The organism is Flintibacter faecis (assembly GCF_014287875.1).
Taxonomy (GTDB): Bacteria; Bacillota; Clostridia; order Oscillospirales; family Oscillospiraceae; genus Lawsonibacter; species Lawsonibacter faecis_A.
On record NZ_JACOPN010000007.1, the window covers coordinates 87,340 to 109,497 of the forward strand.

20 protein-coding genes are annotated in these 22,158 nt (G+C 63.7%); 11 read left to right on the plus strand and 9 right to left on the minus strand.

The window, feature by feature from the left end:
• Genes moaA through H8S55_RS10550 form a run of 5 tightly spaced genes read right to left on the minus strand, consistent with a single transcriptional unit; the run spans nt 1 to nt 4,514 of the window.
• The gene (gene moaA / locus H8S55_RS10530; RefSeq protein ID WP_186878937.1) at nt 1-978 is read right to left on the minus strand and encodes a GTP 3',8-cyclase MoaA; all 978 of its coding nucleotides are present in this window, start codon (nt 976-978) and stop codon (nt 1-3) included.
• A complete protein-coding gene (gene moaC / locus H8S55_RS10535) occupies nt 975-1,466 on the minus strand; it encodes a cyclic pyranopterin monophosphate synthase MoaC (protein ID WP_186878938.1) in 492 nt (163 codons plus the stop codon). The genes moaA and moaC overlap by 4 nt, the downstream gene beginning before the upstream one ends.
• Nucleotides 1,467-1,492: 26 nt before the next feature.
• Nucleotides 1,493-2,518 carry a molybdopterin-binding protein gene (locus tag H8S55_RS10540; RefSeq protein WP_186878939.1) on the minus strand — a complete coding sequence of 342 codons (1,026 nt, stop codon included), beginning with the start codon at nt 2,516-2,518 and terminating at the stop codon, nt 1,493-1,495.
• Between the two features lie 2 nt (nt 2,519-2,520).
• Nucleotides 2,521-3,552, minus strand: coding sequence for an XdhC family protein (locus H8S55_RS10545; protein WP_186878940.1), 1,032 nt, complete (start codon nt 3,550-3,552; stop codon nt 2,521-2,523).
• Entirely contained in the window at nt 3,549-4,514 is a 966-nt protein-coding gene (locus H8S55_RS10550; protein WP_186878941.1) for an NTP transferase domain-containing protein, read from the minus strand. Before H8S55_RS10550 ends, H8S55_RS10545 begins: the two co-directional genes overlap by 4 nt.
• A 173-nt stretch (nt 4,515-4,687) precedes the next feature.
• On the opposite strand from H8S55_RS10550, the gene H8S55_RS10555 reads away from it, so the two are divergent.
• From H8S55_RS10555 to H8S55_RS10565, 3 genes are read left to right on the plus strand one after another with little or no spacing between them, the layout of a single operon-like run.
• Nucleotides 4,688-6,952, plus strand: a complete 2,265-nt coding sequence (locus tag H8S55_RS10555; RefSeq protein WP_186878942.1) for a xanthine dehydrogenase family protein molybdopterin-binding subunit — start codon at nt 4,688-4,690, stop codon at nt 6,950-6,952.
• Nucleotides 6,952-7,425, plus strand: coding sequence for a (2Fe-2S)-binding protein (locus H8S55_RS10560; RefSeq protein ID WP_186878943.1), 474 nt, complete (start codon nt 6,952-6,954; stop codon nt 7,423-7,425). Before H8S55_RS10555 ends, H8S55_RS10560 begins: the two co-directional genes overlap by 1 nt.
• Nucleotides 7,422-8,249 (plus strand): FAD binding domain-containing protein, encoded by an 828-nt coding sequence (locus H8S55_RS10565; protein ID WP_186878944.1) that lies wholly within the window; start codon nt 7,422-7,424, stop codon nt 8,247-8,249. The genes H8S55_RS10560 and H8S55_RS10565 overlap by 4 nt, the downstream gene beginning before the upstream one ends.
• A 114-nt stretch (nt 8,250-8,363) precedes the next feature.
• Here H8S55_RS10565 and H8S55_RS10570 read toward each other — a convergent pair whose 3' ends face one another.
• The 4 genes from H8S55_RS10570 to H8S55_RS10585 form a co-directional block, all read right to left on the minus strand.
• Entirely contained in the window at nt 8,364-9,374 is a 1,011-nt protein-coding gene (locus tag H8S55_RS10570) for an ATPase P (protein ID WP_186878945.1), read from the minus strand.
• Nucleotides 9,375-9,462: 88 nt separating this feature from the next.
• Nucleotides 9,463-10,968: a carbon starvation CstA family protein gene (locus H8S55_RS10575; RefSeq protein ID WP_186878946.1), complete on the minus strand. Its 1,506-nt coding sequence runs from the start codon at nt 10,966-10,968 to the stop codon at nt 9,463-9,465.
• A gap of 182 nt (nt 10,969-11,150) precedes the next feature.
• Entirely contained in the window at nt 11,151-12,842 is a 1,692-nt protein-coding gene (locus H8S55_RS10580; protein WP_186878947.1) for a DAK2 domain-containing protein, read from the minus strand.
• A 28-nt stretch (nt 12,843-12,870) separates the two neighbouring features.
• Nucleotides 12,871-13,218 carry an Asp23/Gls24 family envelope stress response protein gene (locus H8S55_RS10585; protein WP_147562613.1) on the minus strand — a complete coding sequence of 116 codons (348 nt, stop codon included), beginning with the start codon at nt 13,216-13,218 and terminating at the stop codon, nt 12,871-12,873.
• Nucleotides 13,219-13,480: 262 nt separating this feature from the next.
• On the opposite strand from H8S55_RS10585, the gene H8S55_RS10590 reads away from it, so the two are divergent.
• The 8 genes from H8S55_RS10590 (at nt 13,481) to H8S55_RS10625 (ending at nt 22,127) form a co-directional block, all read left to right on the plus strand.
• Nucleotides 13,481-13,792, plus strand: coding sequence for a cell division protein ZapA (locus H8S55_RS10590; protein WP_147562614.1), 312 nt, complete (start codon nt 13,481-13,483; stop codon nt 13,790-13,792).
• A gap of 75 nt (nt 13,793-13,867) precedes the next feature.
• Nucleotides 13,868-15,952 (plus strand): U32 family peptidase, encoded by a 2,085-nt coding sequence (locus H8S55_RS10595; protein WP_186878948.1) that lies wholly within the window; start codon nt 13,868-13,870, stop codon nt 15,950-15,952.
• Nucleotides 15,953-16,111: 159 nt separating this feature from the next.
• Nucleotides 16,112-16,561 (plus strand): dUTP diphosphatase, encoded by a 450-nt coding sequence (gene dut, locus H8S55_RS10600; protein WP_186878949.1) that lies wholly within the window; start codon nt 16,112-16,114, stop codon nt 16,559-16,561.
• A 19-nt stretch (nt 16,562-16,580) separates the two neighbouring features.
• The gene (locus H8S55_RS10605) at nt 16,581-17,186 is read left to right on the plus strand and encodes a Maf family protein (RefSeq protein WP_186878950.1); all 606 of its coding nucleotides are present in this window, start codon (nt 16,581-16,583) and stop codon (nt 17,184-17,186) included.
• A gap of 1 nt (nt 17,187) precedes the next feature.
• Entirely contained in the window at nt 17,188-18,030 is an 843-nt protein-coding gene (gene mreC / locus H8S55_RS10610) for a rod shape-determining protein MreC (protein WP_186878951.1), read from the plus strand.
• A gap of 16 nt (nt 18,031-18,046) precedes the next feature.
• Nucleotides 18,047-18,559: a rod shape-determining protein MreD gene (locus H8S55_RS10615; protein WP_147562619.1), complete on the plus strand. Its 513-nt coding sequence runs from the start codon at nt 18,047-18,049 to the stop codon at nt 18,557-18,559.
• A gap of 404 nt (nt 18,560-18,963) precedes the next feature.
• Complete coding sequence (locus tag H8S55_RS10620; RefSeq protein WP_243200575.1) at nt 18,964-21,213, plus strand: penicillin-binding transpeptidase domain-containing protein; 2,250 nt, start codon at nt 18,964-18,966, stop codon at nt 21,211-21,213.
• Nucleotides 21,214-21,317: 104 nt separating this feature from the next.
• Complete coding sequence (locus H8S55_RS10625) at nt 21,318-22,127, plus strand: Mrp/NBP35 family ATP-binding protein (RefSeq protein WP_186878952.1); 810 nt, start codon at nt 21,318-21,320, stop codon at nt 22,125-22,127.
• Nucleotides 22,128-22,158 lie beyond the last annotated feature (31 nt).

The window sequence follows — 22,158 nt, forward strand, 5'->3', positions numbered from 1 at the left end:
TCAACCTCCAATCTCGCTCATGGTGCGATGCTCGTCCCCCGGGGCATCCGGCCGAGAGAAGTGGTGTCCCCTAGGCTTTTGATAGATGGCCTCCTGTAGTACGGCCTGGAGGAGAAAGCCCCCCATGCCGCTGCGCACCAGTCCACGCACACTCAGGTCTGAGTCATACTGCAGACAGGGCTTTACCACTCCCTCCGGGGTGATGCGAATGCGGTTGCAGCCCTCGCAGAAGGGCTGGCTGACGGCGCTGATAAAGCCCACCCGCCCGGCGAAGCCGGGGAAGGCGACCAGTCGGGCCGGCCCCTCCTGTCCCGCCGTCTCCACGGGGGATGCCGGACCGAAGGCCCGCTCCAAGGCGGTATACACCTCCTGCGGGTCGGCCCCGTCCATATCCCGGCCGCAGCCAATGGGCATCAGCTGGATAAAGCGCACGTCCAGGGGCGGGCCGCTCTGGGCCAGTTGGGCCAGGGGGACCCACTGGCTGCGGTTCTCCCTGGTGGGTACGCAATTCACCTTTACTTTCAGGCCCGGGGTATCCCGGGCGGCCTCCAGCCCGGCCAGGGCCCGGACCAGCTCGTCCCGGCGGGTGATTGTCTGATATACCTGGGGCTCCAAGGCATCCAGGCTGATGTTCACCCCGTCCAGTCCCGCCTGCATCAGACCGGACAGCTGGTCGGAGAGCAAAATTCCATTGGTGGTCAACCCCACCCAACGAATCCCTGGGATGGCCTTCAGTCCCGCCACCAGGTACGTCAGGTCCCGGCGGACCAGGGGCTCGCCCCCGGTGATACGCACCCGGTCGATGCCCAATCCAGCCAGCGCCCGGACGATCTCCAGCATCTCCTCGTAAGTCAGCACCTGGTCATGGGGCACCGGAGTCACGCCCTCCTCCGGCATGCAATAGCGGCAACGCAGGTTGCACCGGTCCGTCACCGACAGGCGCAGATAGTGGATGTCTCTTCCCCAGCAGTCGGTCATGTCTGTTCCTCCTCCCGGCGGTATTGGCCGGACTTTCCCCCGTCTTTATACACCAGGTGGATGTCAGACAGCTCCATACCCCGGTCCATGGCCTTGCACATGTCGTAAATGGTCAGCAGGGCGGTGGTCACGCCGGTGAGGGCCTCCATCTCCACCCCGGTCTGTCCCCACAGCTGGGCGGTGCATTGGGCCAGGACGGCGCTCTCCTGCTCCAGAATGGTGAAGTCCACCGACAGATGGGACAGGGCCAGGGGGTGGCACAAGGGGATAAGCTCCCAGGTGCGCTTAGCCGCCATGATGCCCGCCACCCGGGCCACCCCCAGCACGTCGCCTTTTGCAGCGGTCCCCTGGACAATGGCCCGGAGCACATCCGCAGACACGGTGATCCTCCCCTGGGCCGTGGCCGTGCGCAGCGTGGCGTTTTTGGCGGACACATCCACCATCACGACGTTGCCCTGTTCATCAAAATGGTTCAGTTGGGACTGCATGATCCCGCCTCCTCTTCTGCGTTATTTCAGTCGCCCTTGCCGAAGGGACAGATGGGATAGTGGCACTGGCCGCAGCCCAGGCACAGGCCGCCGTTGCCCAGACGTTTGATCTCCCGCCGGGTGATGGGCACGTCGGCCACGATGCGGGGCAGCAGCAGGTCGAAAATGGTGGCCTTGGCATACATCACGCAGCCGGGCAGGCCCAGCACCGGGGTCCCGTCGGCAAAATAGCTCACCAGGAACATGGCTCCGGGCAGCACCGGTGCTCCATAGGACACCACGTTCACCCCGGCGGCGGCGATGGCGGCGGGGGTCCGGTCATCCGGGTCCACGCTCATGCCTCCGGTACACAAAATCATGTCCACTCCAGCGGCGTGGAACTGACGGATGGCTGCGGTGATGGCCTCCCTGTCATCTCCGGGACAGCACTGGCGGACGATCTTACAGCTGTACTCCGCCAGCTTCTGCCGCACCACGGGGGTAAAGGCATCCTGAATAAGGCCGTTTGCCACCTCGCTGCCCGTGGTCACCAGACCGCAGGTCTTGCGCTTCCAGGGGTGGATGGACAGGATGGGTGTACCGCCCGCCTTCTCCTCCGCCGCCTTCAGCTTTTTCTCCTCGATGACCAGGGGAATGATACGCATACCCGCCAGCTTATCCCCGGCGCACACGGCGGAGTTGTTGTGCCGGGTGGCGATGATGATCTCGTCCTCGTCGTTCACGGCGTTCAGCCGCTCCACGTCCACCCGGAACAGGCCGTCCCTCTCCGCCAGCAGCTCAATCTTGCCCTCCTTCACTTGGGTAGGGCGCATATTGCCATTTCTGCACAGGGCCAGCAGCCGCAGGGCGGCCTCGTCCTCGTGAAGCATCCCAGGGATCTTCTCCCATACATACAGGTGCTCCTTGCCCATGGACAGCAGTACGGGCACGTCCTCCTCCGTGACGATATGCCCCTTGCGGAAGCGGGCATCTTTTGTCACGCCGGGGATGATTTGGGTCAGGTCGTGGCACAGCACATGCCCCACGGCGTTTTTCGTGTCGATCAGCTTCATGGTTACAGTTCGTCTCCCTCCTGCCAGTCCCGTCTGCCTCCGGCCCGGTATTCGATGAGCTGCCCGGCGATGGAGATGGCGATCTCCGCCGGGGTCCGGCCCCCGATGGGCAGGCCAATAGGGGTGACGATGCGCCGCAGCTGCTGTTCCGAATAGCCCATTCTCCGCAGACTGGCAAAGGCGGCGGCGGACTTGCGGGTGCTGCCGATGAGGCCGATATATCGTGCCGGGGTGTGCAGCACCTGCTGCTGGACCAGCAGGTCGTTCTGGTGCCCCCGGGTCATGATGCACACATAGTCATCGGCGGTGATGTCCAGCTCCTGCCGGATGCGGTCCATGGGAAAGCACCTGGTCCCCCGGGCAAGCGGGAACAGAGCGGGGTCTGCAAACTCCTCCCGGTCCTCCACGATGACGCTGGGGAAGTCCAGGGGGACCAGCACCGGCACCAGAGCCTGGGCCACATGGCCCCCGCCGAAGAGATACACCGTGCCCGCGTGCTGGACCTGCTCGCAGAACCAACGCTCTCCCGTCCGGCCCAGCACCCGGGGAGGCTGCCCCAGAGCCGAGATGACGGCGGCGGGGGGCGTGCAGGGGCTCTCCCCCCGGCCCCGGGGCCACAAGGTCAAGGTGCCCGCACCGTCCAGAGGCGTAAGCAGCCAGAAGGGCGTGCCCGATGCAAAGCGCTGGGCGCTGTCCCGGCACAGGGCCAGCACGGCCTCATCCCCGCCGGAAAGCGGCAGAAAATGCATCTCCACCGCCCCGCCGCACACCATACCCAGCCCCGCCTTGTCCTCGGGGCTCAGGTCAAAGCTGTCGCAGCAGGGTGTGCCGCCCAGGCGCTGCCGGGCCAGCCGGATGCACCGGTCCTCCACCGCCCCGCCGCCGATGGTCCCGGCCGCCCAGCCCCGGTCCGTCACCAGCATTCTGGCCCCCGCTCCCCGGGGAGTAGAGCCGGAGCTGGCGATCACCGTCACCAGCACGGCATCCTGTCCGGCGGACAGGACCTGTTCCAACACAGCAAGAAGTTTTTTCATCGTTCCTCCTTCGCCCCCGTGGGGCTGCGCAGATACTCCGGAAACACCTGGTCAAACAGTACCCTGGCCTGCTGGGACACGGTCTCGTGAAATCGGCGGTAACAGGCCAGCAGCTCCGCCCCCCGGATGGTGAGAGACGAGCCTCCCCCATCCGCCCCGCCGGGCCGGCGCAGGGCCACGGGAAATCCCAACTCCCGCTCCATAGTGTTGATCATCTTCCACCCCTTGGAGTAGGAGATGTGCATACAGGCGCAGGCCGCCTGAAGCGAACCCGTCTGCCCGATCATATCCAGCAGCTGCACGCTCTCGGTGGTGAGAAACAGCTCCGTCATGCCGATGTTCAGCTGCAGGTCCAGCCGCAGCTCCCCGTGGCCCCGCAGACGGGTTTGATAGTGCAGCAGGCGGCGATAGTCCTCCGGCGTATCCGCATCCATGAGTACGGCGGGGTCGCCGGTCTCTACCCCGGCCACATCCAGCACTCCCTGCTGTAAAAGTCCCTTCAATCCGCCGGGGCCCCGCCAGGTCATGGCCCGCCCTATCGCCGGGCGGCGCAGCAGCAGCGGGTGGCCCCCCCGACCATGGCACAGGGGCCGGATCACGTCCCCCGGCTGCGTCAGCATGCGTTTGAGCGTGTCAGGGGACACCAGGGGCACATCCGCCGGGGTGACGAACACCTGGTCCGCCTCCGGCGGCAGGGCTGCCAGCCCCAGTTGGAGAGAGGCGAGCATGTCCGTCTGGGCAAAGCGCTCGTTTTTTTGAAACATAACGCCGCTATAGCGCAGATGCCGCTCCAGGACAGTGCTTTGATACCCGGTGACCACCACAATGGGGGCGGCCCCTGCAGTACGCAGTGCGTCGATGGTGTGGCCGATGACAGTGGAGCTGCCCAGGCAGAGCAGGGGCTTGAAGTCCCGCATTCGGGATGACAGCCCGGCAGCGGCGATCACAGCGGCGGTGGACATGGAACAGCCTCCTCCTCAAATTCGTTGTTCAGACATTAACATATCGCCGTTGAAAAATCGTCAAAGAAGCTTTTGGGGCCGTTCAACGTTTTTTCAATGCTGATATGCTATCTTATCTATAAACAGAGGAAGGAAGCCGAAAAACGGGCCTTCCACGGGAGGAGGAAGCGATTATGAAGCTGGTCGGAACAGCGCAGCCCATTCATGATGCCCGGGGAAAAGCCACGGGGCGTCTGCGCTTTGCCTGCGACATGAATCTGCAGAATATGGCTCACCTGGCCATGGTGTTCAGCACCATCCCCCACGGCTATGTCACCGCCATTGATGACTCGGCGGCCCTGGCTGTGGAGGGAGTCTACGCCGTGCTCCACGCCTTCAACACCCCGGAGTACCGCTTCAACCACTACCGCACCCAGTTCCAGCAGGCCCAGCCCCTGCCCCCGGAGGAGTGCGTGCTCCAGCGCTATGTCCGCTTCATCGGCGACCGGGTGGCTGTGGTGGCCGCCAAGGACGAGGAGACGGCCAGGCGGGCCGCCGCTCTGGTAAAGGTGACCTATGAGGAGCTGCCCTTCGCCGTGGATTTTGACGATGCCCTGGCGGGCAAACACTGCAAGCCGGGCGAAAATCCCGTGGTGGATGAGGGGACCCTCACCGTGGGCGAGCACCAGCCCGACGAGGAGGCCGGCGTGGTCGTTACCGTCCACAACGAACTCAGCCGCCTGCACCATGCGGCCATGGAGACCCACGCCTGTCTGGCCGAATATGACCCGGATGAGGATGAACTGACCATCCAAAGCCCCAACCAGGCCGTGTTCGGCATCCGTACCGTCATCGCCGACATGCTGGGCATGCCCTATAACCGGGTGCGGGTGGTCAAAACCACCATGGGCGGTTCCTTCGGCGGCAAGCAGGAATGGATGCTGGAGCCGGTGTGCGCCGTGGCCGCTCGTGTATTAAAGCGGCCGGTAAAGCTGGTCTATAATCGGGAGGAGACCATGCGCTCCACCTATTGCCGCAGCGCCATGCGGGGCGACCTGCGGGGCGTGTTCCGCAGGGACGGCACCCTACTGCGTCTGGATCTGGATATTCTTTTGGATGCGGGGGCCTACATCGGCAACTCCCTGGACTATGTCCGGGCCCCCTTCGGCAAATTCTTCCGGTGTTACCGTGTTCCCTTCGCCACCCTGCACTCCCGGGTGGTCTCCACCAACACCACCCCCTCCGGTGCCTTCCGCAGCTGGGGCGTGGCCGAATACTATGTGTTCATGGAGCACCTGATGAACACCGCCGCCCGCCAACTGAACCTCGACCCGGTGGAGCTGCGGGTGAAAAACGTGCTGCTGCCCGGGGAGCAGGACATCAAGATGCAGCTGCCTGTGGAGGAGGCCCGCACGAAAGAGTGTCTGCTCCAGGGGGCGGAGCACTTCCGCTGGAAGCAGCGCCGGGCAGAGGATGCCGCCTTCAACGCCAAAAGCACCCGCTATAAGCGGGGCACCGCCGTGGGCTGCGCCGGCCACACCAACACCTATTATTCCCGCTTCAACGACTTTGCCGGAGTGGAGGCCCGCATGTGCGACGACGGCACCGTCCAGGCCAACGTGTCCATCCACGACCACGGCTGCGGCACTGTGCAGGCCTTTAAAATGATCCTGGGGGAGGAACTGGACCTGCCCACCGACCTCATCCGCATGAAAGAGGCAGACACCGGCCACACCCCCTATGACTACGGCTGCTTCTCCAGCCGCAGCACCTTTGTCCTGGGACGGGCTGTGCAGGAGTGCGGCAAAAATCTAAAGCGGGAGATCCTGAACACCGCCTCCCAGATGCTCCACATCCCGGCAGATCAGCTTTATGTCGATCGGGGGACCGTGAAGCGGCGGGACTATGACAACATATGCCTGACCTATGCGGACATCTCCCAGTGGGCTATTCTCAACCGGCGGCAGGAGCTCTTTGCCGATGCCCGCTATCACAATCTGACCAACCCCACCGTCACCGGGACCCACTTTGTCCAGGTGGAGGTGGATACCTGGACCGGCCTGACCAAGGTGCTGGACTATCTGGCCCTGCATGACGTGGGCCAGGCCATCAACCCCGCTTTGTGCATCGCCCAGACCCAAGGTGCGGTGCAGATGGGCTGCGGTGCGGCCCTGCGGGAGCAGTACACTTATGACGCAAAGGGCCGCCCGGTCTCCAGCCTGTCCAAATACCACCTGATGAATGCCCCAGACCTGCCCGACATCCGTGTGGAGCTCATCCAGGACGGCCGCTCTCAGGAGGGGCCCTTCGGAGCCAAGTCCATCGGCGAGATCGGCATGGCCCCCGTGGCCGCCGCCGTGGCCGGGGCTGTGAACCAGGCCCTGGATGCCGATCTGCAGGTCATCCCCATGGACCCGGACCGGGTGCTGGAATACATCGCCAAGAGGGGGGAAGCGTAATGCTGCTTGAATTTTATGTGAATGACCATCCCGTCACTTTGGAAACTGAACCCCAGCGCCGGCTGCTGGACATCCTGCGGGAGGATTTAGGGCTCACCGGCACCAAGGAGGGCTGCTCCGAGGGGGAGTGCGGCGCATGCACCGTGCTGCTGGACGGCCTGGCTGTCCACTCCTGTCTCACTTTAGCCGCTCAGCTTGAGGGCCGCCAGGTGGTCACCATCGAGGGGCTGGAGAAAAACGGCGAGCTGGACATTCTCCAGCGCTGCTTCGTGGAGGAGATCGCCATCCAGTGCGGCTTTTGCACCACGGGCATGATCATGTCCGCCAAAGCGCTGCTGCTGCAGAACCCCCACCCCAGCGAGGAGGAGATCCGTGTGGCCCTGTCAGGCAACCTGTGCCGCTGCTCGGGCTATGTGCAGATCATCAAGGCGGTCCAGCGGGCCGCCCGGGAACTGGAGGCGGCAAAGAAATGACGACTTCTTTTATCCCCAAAACTCTGGAGGAGCTGGGCCGGGACCTGGCCCGGCTGCCCGAGGACAGCCTGATCCTGGCTGGGGGCACCGATCTGGTCATCCATATGCACAGCCGCCACATGCGGCCCCAGGCCCTGCTGTCCCTCAGCGACGTGGAGGAGCTGCGGCAGATCGTCATCACCCCGGAGCTTGCCAGCATCGGGGCCATGGCCACCATGGCCCAGGTGGTCGCCGCCACCGATGGGCTGGAGGACCTGCAGGCCCTGGCCCACGCCGCCAGTGATGTGGGTTCCCCCCAGATCCGCAACAAGGGTACCATCGGCGGCAACGTGGCCAACGCCTCCCCCGCCGCCGACCTGCCCCCTGTACTGTGGCTGCTGAACGCCCAGGTGGAGATCATGGGGCCCGGAGGTGCCACTCGGGTCATCCCCATACAGGAGCTGCCCACCGGCGCCAAACCCGCCACGATCCTGGCCCGGAACGAGGTGCTGGTCCGCTTTCTCATCGACCGCACCGCCCTGAAGGGCTGGCGCACCGTATTCTATAAACTGGGCCACCGCTCCCAAGTGACCATCTCCCGCATCGGCATGTCCATTGCCATCCTTCAGGACGAGTGCGGCATCATCCAGGATGCCCGGGTGATCGTAGGCGCTATCAAGCCTGTGCCCTACCGTCTGCCCGCCGCCGAAAACATCCTGCGGGGCAACCGCCCTGACCCAGAGCTGGGTCCCCGGCTGGGCGAGACCTTTAAGGGCAACACCCGCCGGGTGTATAAGGAGGAGGCCGCCAAGGGGGCCTTTGCCAATGCTCTGGCCCGTTTTTAAACAGAATCCTGTCCTCTTTCCAAACAGAAGCGGGGCGGACCGAATAACTTCGGTCCGCCCCGCGGTCTGTCCAGGCCGCCGCTTCAGCAGCGTGTTTTTCCCTGGACGCATGGTTTATTGATACTCTGCGTTTAGAAACATGGGTTTGATGGCAACGACCTCGTCGTATTCTTCCTGCGAAACTTCCACATCGGCATTCAGGGCTTTCAGATCGGCTTTTACAACCTCAAGCGCCTGCTCCGCAGTCACGGCCCGCCCCTCTTCAATGACCCGCTGCATGCGGCGCAGCACGGCCGGGTGTGCGTAGCGGGCCGGCAGCGGAAAGTTTATGGCGGCGGAGAGATACCGCTGCATATTCTCCTGGGCCCGTGCATCATTTTCCATTACCGCAGTGCGGTTATTCCGCGCAGTGGGGAGCACACTGAAGCCGGCGAAGGTGAAGATGGCCGCCAGACCGAACAGGGTGAAATAGATCGCAAACGTGCCGCCGCGCAGGAAGGAGAGCACCCCATAGACCAGCGCGGCAAAGCCGAGCAGTGTGATCGCCATGGCCGCCCAGCGATAGCTTCCGCTTGTACACTGGTAATTGCGGCGGCGCTTTGCGGCAGAACTCAGATGCTCTGCCAATTCAGGGCGCTGCTGGAGATAGTCGATCGCCCGATTCAGGGCCCGGACGGTCTTTTTCGCCGGTTCGCTCATTGGCGGGCGGTTTTTTCTCTCTGTCTCCCGGCGTATGCGCGCTTCCTCGATCCGCTTTTCAGCCGCCGCGCTCACGCAAGGGATATCAGGATATGTCTCGCGGACAACGGCCAAAAGTTCGTCGATCTGCGCCTCATACTTGAACTGAAACGCCTTTTCACGCCCGCCGTCAAACACAACGACCAGATAGGCCAGGGTGGCAAAAATACCTTTTCCCGAAAAGCCGCCCTTACTCATTGCAATGCGCTTGTAAACGCGGTCTACTGCGGAAAATGGGATATAGTAACGGCGGTCAAGGAAATAGCTGTTCAGATAAAGCGCCTGCTTCCCAACCCCGCACGGGCCGATTTTCCGGCAGCGTTTTTTGTCCTCCGCAAGCGCCGCAGCTTCGATGCGCACCGCACTGAGCGGATAAGGTCTCAACATTTCCTGTCACCTCGATCGTAGACGATTACAGCCGGCCGAACGGAGCGAACGGCCGGCTGTAGATAGGATTCACATACTCATGACACGGTCAGGCAGCTTTTTGGGCAGCGTGCTTCTTGGTGGCGCGGATAAAGAGCGCCAGCAGCAGCGCCGCAAACAAAATGCCGATGGGATAGGCCAGCGCCGTGTTGTAGATCACAGCGCCGTCTGCGGTTTTGCTGTTGAGCAGCCCGCCCAGGCACTCCGGTGCCAGGATGAAATAGGTGCTGGAAACGGCGCTCATAAACGTCGCCGGAACGGCAGCGATCCAATAGTTCTTCTTCTCGGTGAACAGATACATGGCTGCCGCCCACAGGACGATCATAGCCAGCGTCTGGTTCGTCCAGCTGAAGTAACGCCAGATCACGGTATAGTTGATAAAGCCGGTCGCATTGCCGATGCCCAAAATGGCACCCACGCCCAGGACCGGGATGCACAGCTTCAGGCGGTTTACATACGGGCCCTGATCGATGTGGAACCAGTCGGACAGGGTCAGGCGGGCGGAACGGAACGCCGTATCACCCGAGGTGATGGGGCAGATCACCACGCCGATCATGGCCAGGGCGATGCCCACACCGCCCATCGTCTTGGAGCAGACATCGTAGATCGCAGCGGACTGACCGCCTGCAAGCACTTCGGCCAGGCCGGTGTTCAGCCCGCCGGTGACCTCGTACAGCGCACAGCCTGCGGCCGCCCAGATCAGGGCGATGATGCCCTCTGCTACCATTGCGCCGTAGAACACAAAGTGCCCCTGCTTCTCATTTTTCAGGCAGCGAGCCATCAGCGGCGACTGGGTGGAGTGGAAGCCGGAAATAGCGCCGCACGCAACCGTGATGAACATAAAGCTCCAGATGGGGGTCCCGGACGGGTGCATGTTATACAGATGGGTCCAGATCTCCGGGATCGTGTAGTTCGGATTTGTATAGATGCCGATGATCACGCCCACCGCCATGATGATCAGGCACATACCAAACAGGGGGTATACCTTGCCGATGATCTTATCGATGGAGATGAAGGTCGCAATAAAGTAATACACCAGAATGAGGATCAGCCAGAACAGCGTGGTGCACAGCAGGCCGGAGACCCCGCTGTTCTTACACAGCGTAACGATCAGGCCGGCGGGGCCCACTGCAAACACCGTGCCCACCATGATCAGCAGCACCACCGAGAACACGCGCATCACATTCTGCATCGTGTGGCCCAGATATTTGCCCGTGACCTCTGCGATGGATGCGCCGTCGTTTCGCTCGCTGATCATGCCGGAGAAGTAATCATGTACACCGCCGGCAAGGATGGTACCAAAGGTGATCCACAGGAATACCACCGGCCCCCACAGCGCACCCTGAAGCGCGCCGAAGATCGGGCCAAGGCCTGCAATATTCAGCAGCTGCACCAGGAAGAGCTTCCACTGCGGCATGACAACATAATCGACCCCATCATTTATCCGCACTGCCGGGGTCTCGCGGTCGTCAGGACCGAAGGTGTTGTCTACGATCTTACCATAGGTCAGATACCCGGCGATCAATAACAACAGACATAAAATAAAACTGATCATACTACTGCTCCCTCCTAAAAATTCCGAAAATCCTCACACAAACTTTCCCTTTTCGGCATCTTCTATTATGAACATCTGCATCCAAAATGCAAGGAGAACATGCAGCAATTTTCAACAATCTTTCGCATAAAAACAGCGGTGCGTTCTGTCAAGATGGAACTGCACCGCTGTCTCTCCGCCTGTCACTCCGCCGAGATCATATAGTAGTACACGGGCTGGCCGCCGGGGAGGAGGCTGACCTCCGCGTTGGGGCAGGCGGCGGCAAAGATGGCCTCGGCCTTTTGCCCCTGCTCCTCGGTGACATCCTCGCCATAGAAGATAGAGATGAACTCCGCGCTCTGGTGGGTGTCAGACCGGGCCAGCCGGTCCAGCAGGGCATCCAGGTCCTGGTCGGTGCCGAAGAGCTGGTGCTCCTCCAGGGCCAGATAGTCCCCCTGGTGGATGGCAAAGCCGTCGAAGTCGGAGTCCCGGGCGGCATAGGTGATCTCGCTGGTGCGCACCTTTTGGAATGCCTCGGTCATGGCAGCGGTGTTCACTTCCTCCTCCGCCTCCGGGTCGGCCACCAGCATGGCGGCCACGCCCTGGGGCACCGTTTTGGTGGGCAGGATGACCACCTTTTTGTCCTCGCACAGGGGGACGCACTGCTGGGCGGCCATGATGATATTCTTGTTATTGGGCAGGATATAGACGATCTCCGCCGGGGTGGCCTCCACCGCCTTGAGGATGTCCTCGGTGGAGGGGTTCATGGTCTGGCCGCCTCCCACCAGGCCGTCCACACCCAGGTCCCGGAACACGTCCTCCAGGCCCCGGCCGGCACACACGGCCACATAGCCGAACTTCTTCTCCGGCGCGGCCTTGACAGGCTGCCGGGCAGTCTCGCCCCGCTCCAGCTCCTCCTCGATGGCGGCCAGGTCGTCGGTGCTCTGGACATGCTTGCCCGCGGCCAGGTCGTCGGCCTGGGTGCGCATGTTCTCGATCTTGGCCAGCTCCAGGGTGCCGTATTTCTGGGACTCGGTGAGGGCCTGGCCGGGGATGTTGGTGTGGACGTGGACCTTAAAGGCCTCGTCGTCCTCGCCGATGACCAGGCTGTCGCCGATGCTGTTGAGGTAGCGGCGCAGGGGCTCCAGGTCCACATCGGCGGCCTTTTTCCGCACGATATACACCGTGTCAAAGGCGAAGGTGATCTCCTCGGCGGCCATCATCTCAAAGTCGGCCTTGTCGGCGGGGGCGGACTGCTCCTCCTCGGTCTCGGGCATGGGCTTGCCCTGCAGCTCGTCCAGCATACCCTGCAGAATGACCAAAAAGCCCTTGCCGCCGGCATCCACCACCCCCGCCTTTTTCAGCACGGGGTTCTGGTCGATGGTGTGGTCCAGGGCAGCGGAGCCCTCTTCAATGGCGGCCTGGAGGACAGATTCCAGGTCAGCGTTCTCCCGGGCGGCTCCGGCGGCCCGGGCGGCGGCCATGCGGGAGACGGTGAGGATGGTGCCCTCAGCAGGCTTCATCACCGCCTTATAGGCGGCGGCCACGCCAAAGTCCAGGGCCATGGCCAGGTCGGCCCCGTCCATGGTGGTCTTGTCCCGCACCGCCTTGGCAAAGCCGCGGAACAGCAGGGACAGGATGACGCCGGAATTGCCCCGGGCTCCCCGCAGCAGGGCGGAGGCGGCGGCGTTGGCCGCCTGGCCCACCCCATCATACTGCTTTTTCTTCATGTCCTGGGCGGCGGCCCCGATGGTCAGGGTCATGTTGGTGCCCGTATCTCCGTCAGGGACGGGGAACACATTCAGGTCGTTGATGGCCTGCTTCTGGGCATTGATGGCGGCGTAAGCGTGGATGACCGCTCGCTGAAATGCCGCCGCGTCTATCGTCTGAATCATAGTTGGCATTGTTCCTTTCTACGGATGGTTAAAACCGCACGGAGTCCACATATACGTCCACCGTGGACACGTCCACCCCGGTGGTGCTGCTGACCACATAGCGGACCTGGCTCATGATGGAGTGGCACACCGCTGTCAGGTTCACGCCGTTTTCCACGATAATGTGCAGCTCGATGGCCACGGTGCCGTCGTCGTTATAATAAACCTTCACGCCCTTGGCCATGGATTCCCGCTTGAGAAGATGGACCAGTCCGTCGGTGGTGGAGCGGACCGCCATGCCCTTCACGCCATAGCAGTTGGTGGCGGCGCTGCCGGTGACGGCGGTGAACACCTCGCTGCTGATGCGGATCTCGCCCAAATCGTTTTGCAGTTTCATAGGTCGATACCTTCCTTTCGCTGAGGATGGGAAACTTCACAGATATACAGCTTATATTTTATTCGATTCTCTGGAAAAAAACAAGCATTATTATTGGCCTGTCTCACGGCCAGTTTCGGGGCGGACCGCCGCCGGAAAAATTCATGGATATTTCATGGATATTTTATTTTTCAAACCCGTCCGCCTGTGCTATAATATGGGGTAAAGTTGGGCAAATCTGCCCTTTGCGAAACCGAGGATATCTGACAGGGAGGGAAACCTGATGAAAAATAAAGTGGTCGTGACCATCGCCGACCGGGACTATACCATGGTGGCCGTGGAGGACGAGAACTATGTGCGCAAGTGTGCCCAGCACGTGGACCAGCAGCTGCGGGAGATCGCCAACAGCCGCATCTCCCAGGCGGACGCCGCCGTGCTGGCGGCCATGAACATCGCCGACCAGTATTTCCGGGAGCAGGATGCGGCGGAGAACCTGCGCCGCCAGATCAAGGATAACCTGGAGGAGGTCAACCAGCTGAAAATGGAGCTGTCCGAGGCCAAGCGGGAGATCTTCAAGCTGCAGAACCGGAAGTAAGCCGGGAAAATACGGGCCGGGCAGACCGGAAAGGGACCGGTACGCCCAAAACGGCCCCGGGGAGGAACAGAAAACATGCTGGAGCTATTAGCCCCTGCCGGCTCCATGGAGTCGATCACCGCCGCCGTTCAAAACGGAGCGGACGCGGTCTATTTTGGATACGGAGATTTCAACGCCCGCCGCAATGCGAAGAACTTCTCAGAGGAGGAGGCTGCGGCGGCGGTTTCTTATTGCCATCTGCGGGGGTGCAGGGTCCATCTGACCCTGAACACCCTGCTCACCGACCGGGAGCTGGCCGGAGCCGCCGAAGTGGCGGCCCACGCCAGCGCCATCGGCGTGGATGCGGTCATCGTCCAGGACCTGGGCGTGATGCGCATGCTGCGCCAGACGGTCCCCGATCTGCCCATCCACGCCTCCACCCAGATGACCATCCACTCGTTGGACGGGGTAAAGCGGTGCGCCGACCTGGGGGCCAGCCGGGTGGTGCTGTCCCGGGAGCTGTCCCGGGATCAGATCGAATCCATCTGCCAGCGCTCCCCCATCGAGATCGAGGTATTCGGCCACGGGGCCCTGTGCATGTGCTACTCCGGCCAGTGCTTCTTCTCCTCCGTCATCGGGGGACGCAGCGGCAACCGGGGGCTGTGCGCCCAGCCCTGCCGCCTGAAATACGGCTGGGGGAACCGGGCGGACAGCTATCCCCTGTCCCTGAAGGATGCCTCTCTGGCGGGACATCTGAAGGAACTGCAGGACATGGGCGTGGCCTGCTTAAAGCTGGAGGGCCGGATGAAGCGGCCCGAGTATGTGGCCATCGTCACCGGCATCTACTCCCGGGCCCTGCGGGAAAACCGGGAACCCACGCCGGAGGAGCTGGAGCAGCTGGAGCAGGCCTTCTCCCGCCAGGGCTTTACCCAGGGCTATTACCTGGACCGGAAGGGGCCGGACATGTTCGGCGTGCGCCAGGAGGGGAAAGAGCCCCGGGAGCTGTATGCCCAGGCCCGGGCCACCTATGAGAACGGGGAGCACCGGAAGGAGCCCGTGCGCATGTACGCCATGATCCGCCCGGACCAGCCCGCCCAGGTGGCGGTGGAGGACCGGGAGGGCCATGTGGCCCGGGTGGAGGGCCCGGTGCCCGAACCGGCCCGGAACGTGCCCCTCACCCGGGAGAAGGTGGAGGGCCAGCTCTCCCGCACCGGCGGCACCCCCTTCGCCTGCGAGATGACCGCCGCCCGGGTGGAGGAGGGACTGTCCCTCCCCCTGTCCGCCCTGAACGATCTGCGCCGCCAGGCCCTGGCCGCCTTGAGCGAGCAGCGGGTCGCTCCGCCGGAGCGGCGGGTCCTGCCCTTCCATACGGGGGTGCGGTATGAAAATCCCAAGCAGCCCCCCTGTCTCACCCTGTCCGTCAGCGGTGCGGAACAGGTGACCGACGAGCTGCTGCAGGCCGGGCCCGCCCGGATCTATCTCCCCGCCGACGTGGGGGCGGCCCACCCGGAGGTGGTGGAGCGCTGCCAAAAGGCCGGCGTGGAGCCCGCCGTCCTCCTGCCCCGCATCTGCTGGGACCGGGAGCGGGACACTTTGGCCGGCCAGCTGGCCGCCTTGAAAGAGCGGGGCGTGAACGTCGCCCTGGCCGGGACGCTGGGCGTGGCTCAGCAGGCCACGGAGCTCGGCTTCACGGTTTGGGGCGACTACGGCCTGGGGGTGTACAACAGCCAGAGCCTGAAGGAGCTGAAACGCCTGGGCTTTGCCGGGGCTACCGCCTCCTTCGAGCTGAAGCTGGCCCAGATCCGGGACCTGTCCAAGGCGGTGTCCATGGAGCTCATCGCCTATGGCCGCCTGCCCCTGATGATCACAGAGAACTGCATCGTCTATAACCACGCCGGCCAGCACGTCTGCGGCGACGGGCTGCGCCTGGTGGACCGGAAGGGGGCCCGTTTCCCCGTGGTCAAGGCCTGGGGCTGCCGGAACGAGATCCTCAACGCCAAGACCCTGTTTCTGGCGGACAAGTCCGGCGACTACGCCCGATTGGGTCTGTGGGGGGCCCGGCTGGTGTTCACCACCGAGAGCCCGGAGGACTGCGTGCGCATCCTCCGCCGCTATCAGGGCCAGCGGGGCTGGCAGCCCGGCGACTATACCCGGGGGCTGTATTACCGGGATGTGGAATAAGAAACGGGCAAATTCCCGTTCAACGCCGTAGGGGCGGACCTCTGTGTCCGCCCGCGATGACCGGTGCACCACCGATACCCACCCTCATCCGCCCCCTGCGGGGGCACCTTCCCCCTGGGAGGGGGAAGGCTAATTTCAAATCAAAGCGAGGACAACGACATGAAACTGAAGATCAAGGCCCTTTCTCCCAAGATCGGGCAGGAGATACCCGCACCCTTTTATGCCAGCGCCGGGGCGGCGGCCATGGACCTGCACGCCTGTATGGACGATGCCGTGACCATCCCCGCCGGGGAGCGGCGGATGATCCCCACGGGCATCGCCATCGCCCTGCCCAGCGCCGACTATGTGGCCCTGGTGTATGCCCGCAGCGGCCTGGGGGTGAAGCACGGCGTGGCCCCCGCCAACTGCGTGGGCGTTATCGACAGCGACTACCGGGGGGAGATCATGGTGGGGCTGCAAAACTCCGGCAAGGAGGACTATGTCATCCAGCCCGCCGACCGCATCGCCCAGCTGATGATCGCCCCGGTGATCCAGGCTCAGGTGGAGCTGGTGGACCAGCTGGACGAGACCGCCCGGGGAGCCGGAGGCTTCGGCTCCACCGGCGCGTGAGACAAAACGAGGTGACGGCATGGCAATGATACTGGCATCCCAGTCCCCCCGGCGGCGGGAGCTGCTGGGGCAGATGGGATTTTCCTTCACCGTCCGGCCCGCCCGGGGCGAGGAGCTGCCCCACCCGGAGCTGACCCCCGCCCAACTGGTGGAGGAGCTGGCCCGGCAGAAGGCCCTGGAGGTCTCCGCCGGGGCCGATGCAGACGACGTGGTGGTGGCCGCCGACACGGTGGTGGCCGTCGACGGGACCGTCCTGGGCAAGCCCCGGGATCGCGCCCACGCGGCAGAGATGCTCTCCGCCCTGTCCGGCAGGGAGCACACGGTGTACACCGGCGTGGCGGTAAAGCGGGGGGAGAAGCTGCTGGTGGAGCACGAGGCCACCCTTGTCCGCTTCCGCCCCCTGACCCAGCGGGAGATCCACCTGTATATCCAGACCGGCGAGCCCATGGACAAGGCGGGCGGCTATGGCATTCAGGGCTATGGTGCCCTGCTGGTAGAGGGCATCCGTGGGGACTATTTCAACGTGGTGGGGCTGCCCATCTGCCGCCTGGGCCGGATGCTGGCTCAGGTGGGGGAGGACGCCCTGGCCCGGTGCGCCGAAACGTGCGTCGAAAAGGAGCGCTGACGTGAAAAACTTTTTCCGGCAAAACGGACTGCTGCTGGCGCTCATCGCCCTGCTGCTGTCCATCCTCATCGGCGTGGGCTCGGCCCTGCTGGGGGGCAATACCGACCCGCTGTCCAACGTGGTGAACACGGTGGCCTCCCCCATCCGGGGGGGCGTGTCCGCCGTGATGGACTGGGCGGAGGGGGTCTATACCTACGTGTTCCACTATCAGGAGCTCCACGACCAGCTCAGCGACCTGCAGGTGAAGGTGAGCCAGCTGGAGGAGCAGGTCCGCCAGGGGGAGGAGGCCAGCCGGGAGAACGAGCAGCTGCGCCAGCTGCTGCAGCTCCAGGCCAAGCGCCGGGACTTCACCTTCGAGTCCGCCCGGGTGACCACCCGCTCCACCTCCAACTGGGAGTCCACCCTCACCCTGTCCAAGGGCTCCGCCGCCGGGGTGGCGTTGGGCAACTGCGTCATCACCGAGACGGGGGTCCTGGTGGGCGTGGTCTCCCAGGTGGGGCTGAACTGGTCCACCGTGTCCACCGTGCTGAACACCGACATCGAGATGGGCGGCATCGTCACCCGCACCTATTCCGCCGGGATCCTGGAGGGCAGCTTTGACCTGATGAGCCAGGGCCGCCTGAAGCTGAGCTATCTGCCCGAGGATGCCCGGCTGGTCTCCGGGGACGAGGTGGTCACCTCCGGCAAGGGGGACGTGTACCCCTCCGGCCTGGTGGTGGGCCAGGTGGAGGGCGTGTTCACCGACCCCTCGGGCATGACCCGCTATGCCGTGGTGCTGCCCGACGTGAAGCTGGACAGCCTGGTGGAAGTGTTCGTCATCAAGGACTTTGACATTGTGGAATGATCCCGTGGAGTAAATTATGACAAGACAAGACCTGATCCATAAGTGGGCGGTGTATGCCCTGGCCCTGCTGCCCGTGTGGCTGCTGGACAGCTGCATCCTGCCCCGGTTCCCCCTGTTCGGGATCACCCCCATGCTGCTGCCCCTGGCGCTGACAGCGGTGGCCGTGCTGGAGGGCTCCGGGGCCGGGGGCGGCTTCGGTCTGGCAGTGGGCCTGGTGTGGACCCTGTCCTATCCCCTGGGCTGGGGCGGCGCAGTGATCGGCATGACCCTGGCCGGGGCGGCCATCGGAAGCGTGTCCCAATATGTGCTGTCCCAGTCCCTCCCCGGCTGTATGCTGTGCGGAGCGGGGCTGCTGGCCGTGCTGGACGGCCTGCGCATCGCCGGGGCCCTGATCTCTGACCGGGGCGATCTGCCCGCCCTGCTGGAGGTGGCCGTCCCCGAGTGCCTGCTGTCCCTGGCATGGATGCCGCTGATCTATCTGCTGTTCCGGGCGGTGTATCGGAAGGTGGGCGGGGATAAGCTGGCGTGAGCGTTTTCCCTCTCAGTCACGGCTGCGCCGTGCCAGCTCCCCCATAGGGGGAGCCAAGTTTGCCGCTCCTGTCATTGCGAGGAGCGCAGCGACGTGGCAATCCGTCCCCCCGTCCCTAAGCCTTCCCCTCGGGGGAAGGTGGCATGGCGCAGCCATGACGGATGAGGGGAAGGCTGGCGACCATTGATCGCCTTCGACAGAATCCCCCCGCCGCTTTGCGGCCCTCCCCCCTTTCACAAAGGGGGCTGATATACCGCACCATTAGGCCCCCTTGTGAAAGGCCAACTCCTAACTCATCACTCCTAACTCCTAACTCCTAACTCTCCCACCCCTCGCCTCAGAAAGGAGGCCCCCTCATAGATACCAAACAATTTCAGCGGCGGGTGCTGGCCGTAGTGGTGCTGATGGCCCTGTTGCTCACCGGGCTGGGCTCGGTGCTGTATGACCTTCAGATCAACAACGGCGAGGCCTATCGCCGTCAATCCCAATATAAAATTGCCGAGACCGAAACGGTGGAGGCCGGACGGGGCCAGATCCTGGACCGGAACGGCCGGGTGCTGGTGTCGGACAAGGCGGTGTACCAGGTGAAGCTGAACACCGCCCTCATGGGCAAGGCCCCGGAGCGCAACCAGGCGATTCTCTCCCTGCTCCAGGTGGCCCAGGCCACGGGCACGGAGTGGGAGGACACCCTGCCCATCTCCCGCCAGGCCCCCTTCACCTTCACCACCGACAACCCCTATTACGCCCTCACCGACAACGAGGACGGCTCCCAGTCCCGCACCCTCACCCGCCTGGGCAAGCTGTGCGTGAAGATGAAGTGGATCCAGGACCCGACAAAGGACCCGGAGCCCGTCTCTGACGAGGAGACCGCCCCCCAGAAGCAGGGCTTTTTTGACAAGCTCAAGTCGATCTTCTCCGGCGGGAACAGCGCATCCGATCAGTCCGCCCCCCAGGAAAAAGAGGAGGACACCGCTCTGCCCACGGCGGAGCAGCTGCTGGGCCGCCTGTGCCTGTACTTTGACCTGGCCGAGCAGCCGGAGGACAGTCAGAGCGCCAACCAGACCACCGCCCTGTCCCAGCTGGACCTGGGCGGCCTGGGACAGGACCAGGTGCGGGACGCGGCTGGGGTGCTGTATGAACAGCTGCTGCGCACCAAGGGCGTGAACCAGACGGCCTATCGCTTTGCCGCCGACGTGAACATCGACTTCATCTCCCGGGTGAAGGAGCTGTCCATCCCCGGCGTGGTCATCGAGGCCACCACCACCCGCCAGTATCACACCACCTACGCCGCCCACCTCCTGGGCCGGGTGGCCGCCATCGACCCGGATGAGTGGACGTCCTACTATAAGACGGCGGACATCGACGGGGACGGGGAGCCCGACTATCAGATGAACGACACCGTGGGCAAGGAGGGGGCGGAGCGGGCCTTTGAGAACTATCTCCGGGGCTCCTCCGGCGTGCGGGCCCTAGAGCGGAACACCAGCGGAAAGGTGGTGTCCGAGACCTGGCTCACCGACCCCAAACCTGGAAACAACGTGGTCCTCACCATCGACCTGGACCTGCAATCCACGGTGGAGGACGTGCTGGCCAATTCCATCCCCAAACTGTCCAGTAAAGAGGTGGAGGGTGCGGCCTGCGTGATCTTGGACGTGAACAACGGGGACGTGCTGGCCTCCGCCTCCTACCCCACCTTCAGCCTGGCCACCTACGGCCAGGACATCGCCCAAAACAGCTCCAACCCCCTAAAGCCCCTGACAAACCGGGCCCTGACGGGCACCTATCCCCCGGGTTCCACCTTTAAGATGGTCACAGCCATCGCCGGACTGGAGGAGGGCATCATCACCCCCTCCACCAAGATCCTCGACAAGGGTGCCTACACCTATTACCCCGGCACGCCCCCCAAATGTTGGATCTACCGCCAGCATGGCACCACCCACGGCCTGGTGAATGTGAGCGAGGCCATCAAGGTCTCCTGCAACTACTTCTTCTATGACGTGGGCCGCCGCCTGGGCATCGACCGGCTGGTGGACTACGCCACCCGCTTCGGTCTGGGTCAGAAGACGGGCATCGAGCTGGGGGAGAAGCCCGGTGTCATGGCCAGCCGGGAGTACACCGAGTCCCGGGGCCAGAAGTGGTACGACGGCAACACCCTGTCCGTGGCCATCGGCCAGGAGAACAGCGCCTTCACCCCCATCCAGCTGGCCAACTATATCGCCACCCTGGTCAACGGGGGCACCCGCTACTCCACCCACCTGCTGAAAGAGGTGAAAGCCAGCGACTTCACCAGCGTGGAATACAGCTACCAGCCCCAGGTGCTCAGCACCATCGACATCCAGCCCAAAAATCTGGAGGCGGTGAAGGCCGGTATGCTGGCCCTGACCTCCGACGGCTCGGTGAGCCGCTATTTCCAGAACCTAGGCGTAAAGGTGGGCGCAAAGACGGGCTCGGCCCAGATCAGCGCCCAGACCGAGTCCAACGCCGTGTTCGTCTGCTTCGCCCCCTATGACAAGCCGGAGATCGCCATGGCCATCGTGGTGGAGCACGGCGGCAGCGGCTCGGAGCTGGGTGCCATGGCCGCCGATATTCTGTCCTATTACTTCTCTGCCAAGGACAGCCAGGACGAGGTGCCCACCGAGAATACCCTGACCCGTTGACAACATGCTATAATATTTGTCATTCCGAGGAGCGCAGCACCCGCAAGGGCTTCGCCCTTCCCGCAGCGACCGTTAAAATTTCAAATTCAAGGAGATGCCTAACTATGTCTGAGTGTACCCATGATTGTTCCACCTGCAAAAGCGACTGTTCCTCCCGGGACCTGAGAGTCCCGGCCAACGCCAAGTCCAGCATCAAGCACGTCATCGCCGTGGTCAGCGGCAAGGGCGGCGTGGGCAAGAGCACCGTCACCGCCTCTCTGGCCGTGGCCATGGCCCGCCGGGGCAAAAAGGTGGCCGTGCTGGATGCGGACATCACCGGCCCCTCCATCCCCACCGCCTTCGGCATCCACCAGCGGGCCACCGGCACCGACGAGGGCATCGACCCCGCCGTCACCCCCGGCGGCATCAAGCTCATGTCCCTGAACCTGCTCTCCGCCGAGGAGACCGCCCCCGTCATCTGGCGGGGCCCGGTGATCGCCGGGGTGGTCACCCAGTTCTGGCAGGACGTGGTGTGGGGCGATGTGGACTATATGTTCGTGGATATGCCCCCGGGCACTGGCGACGTACCCCTCACCGTGTTCCAGTCCCTGCCTGTGGACGGGGCCGTCGTTGTCACCTCCCCCCAGGACCTGGTATCCATGATCGTGACCAAGGCCGTGAACATGGCCAAGATGATGGACGTGCCCGTGCTGGGCCTGGTGGAGAACTACAGCTATTTCCAGTGCCCCGACTGCGGCAAGCGCCACGCCATCTTTGGCGAGAGCCATCTGGACCAGGTGGCCCAGCAGCTGGAGGTGCCCATCTTAGCCCGCCTGCCCATGGACCCCACCGTGGCCGCCGCCTTTGATGCGGGGAAGATGGAGACGCTGGAGACCAACTATCTGGCCGACGTGGCCGAGAAACTGGACGTGTAAGCGTCTGCGCAACGCAAAGGAGAGAAGACGA

Bases quoted from the DNA above. Each gene is read 5' to 3' on its own strand.
- moaA (WP_186878937.1), bottom strand. From the start codon at position 978: ATGACCGACTGCTGGGGAAGAGACATCCACTATCTGCGCCTGTCGGTG.
- moaC (WP_186878938.1), bottom strand. From the start codon at position 1,466: ATGCAGTCCCAACTGAACCATTTTGATGAACAGGGCAACGTCGTGATG.
- H8S55_RS10540 (WP_186878939.1), bottom strand. From the start codon at position 2,518: ATGAAGCTGATCGACACGAAAAACGCCGTGGGGCATGTGCTGTGCCAC.
- H8S55_RS10545 (WP_186878940.1), bottom strand. From the start codon at position 3,552: ATGAAAAAACTTCTTGCTGTGTTGGAACAGGTCCTGTCCGCCGGACAG.
- H8S55_RS10550 (WP_186878941.1), bottom strand. From the start codon at position 4,514: ATGTCCACCGCCGCTGTGATCGCCGCTGCCGGGCTGTCATCCCGAATG.
- H8S55_RS10555 (WP_186878942.1), top strand. From the start codon at position 4,688: ATGAAGCTGGTCGGAACAGCGCAGCCCATTCATGATGCCCGGGGAAAA.
- H8S55_RS10560 (WP_186878943.1), top strand. From the start codon at position 6,952: ATGCTGCTTGAATTTTATGTGAATGACCATCCCGTCACTTTGGAAACT.
- H8S55_RS10565 (WP_186878944.1), top strand. From the start codon at position 7,422: ATGACGACTTCTTTTATCCCCAAAACTCTGGAGGAGCTGGGCCGGGAC.
- H8S55_RS10570 (WP_186878945.1), bottom strand. From the start codon at position 9,374: ATGTTGAGACCTTATCCGCTCAGTGCGGTGCGCATCGAAGCTGCGGCG.
- H8S55_RS10575 (WP_186878946.1), bottom strand. From the start codon at position 10,968: ATGATCAGTTTTATTTTATGTCTGTTGTTATTGATCGCCGGGTATCTG.
- H8S55_RS10580 (WP_186878947.1), bottom strand. From the start codon at position 12,842: ATGATTCAGACGATAGACGCGGCGGCATTTCAGCGAGCGGTCATCCAC.
- H8S55_RS10585 (WP_147562613.1), bottom strand. From the start codon at position 13,218: ATGAAACTGCAAAACGATTTGGGCGAGATCCGCATCAGCAGCGAGGTG.
- H8S55_RS10590 (WP_147562614.1), top strand. From the start codon at position 13,481: ATGAAAAATAAAGTGGTCGTGACCATCGCCGACCGGGACTATACCATG.
- H8S55_RS10595 (WP_186878948.1), top strand. From the start codon at position 13,868: ATGCTGGAGCTATTAGCCCCTGCCGGCTCCATGGAGTCGATCACCGCC.
- dut (WP_186878949.1), top strand. From the start codon at position 16,112: ATGAAACTGAAGATCAAGGCCCTTTCTCCCAAGATCGGGCAGGAGATA.
- H8S55_RS10605 (WP_186878950.1), top strand. From the start codon at position 16,581: ATGGCAATGATACTGGCATCCCAGTCCCCCCGGCGGCGGGAGCTGCTG.
- H8S55_RS10615 (WP_147562619.1), top strand. From the start codon at position 18,047: ATGACAAGACAAGACCTGATCCATAAGTGGGCGGTGTATGCCCTGGCC.
- H8S55_RS10620 (WP_243200575.1), top strand. From the start codon at position 18,964: ATGGCCCTGTTGCTCACCGGGCTGGGCTCGGTGCTGTATGACCTTCAG.
- H8S55_RS10625 (WP_186878952.1), top strand. From the start codon at position 21,318: ATGTCTGAGTGTACCCATGATTGTTCCACCTGCAAAAGCGACTGTTCC.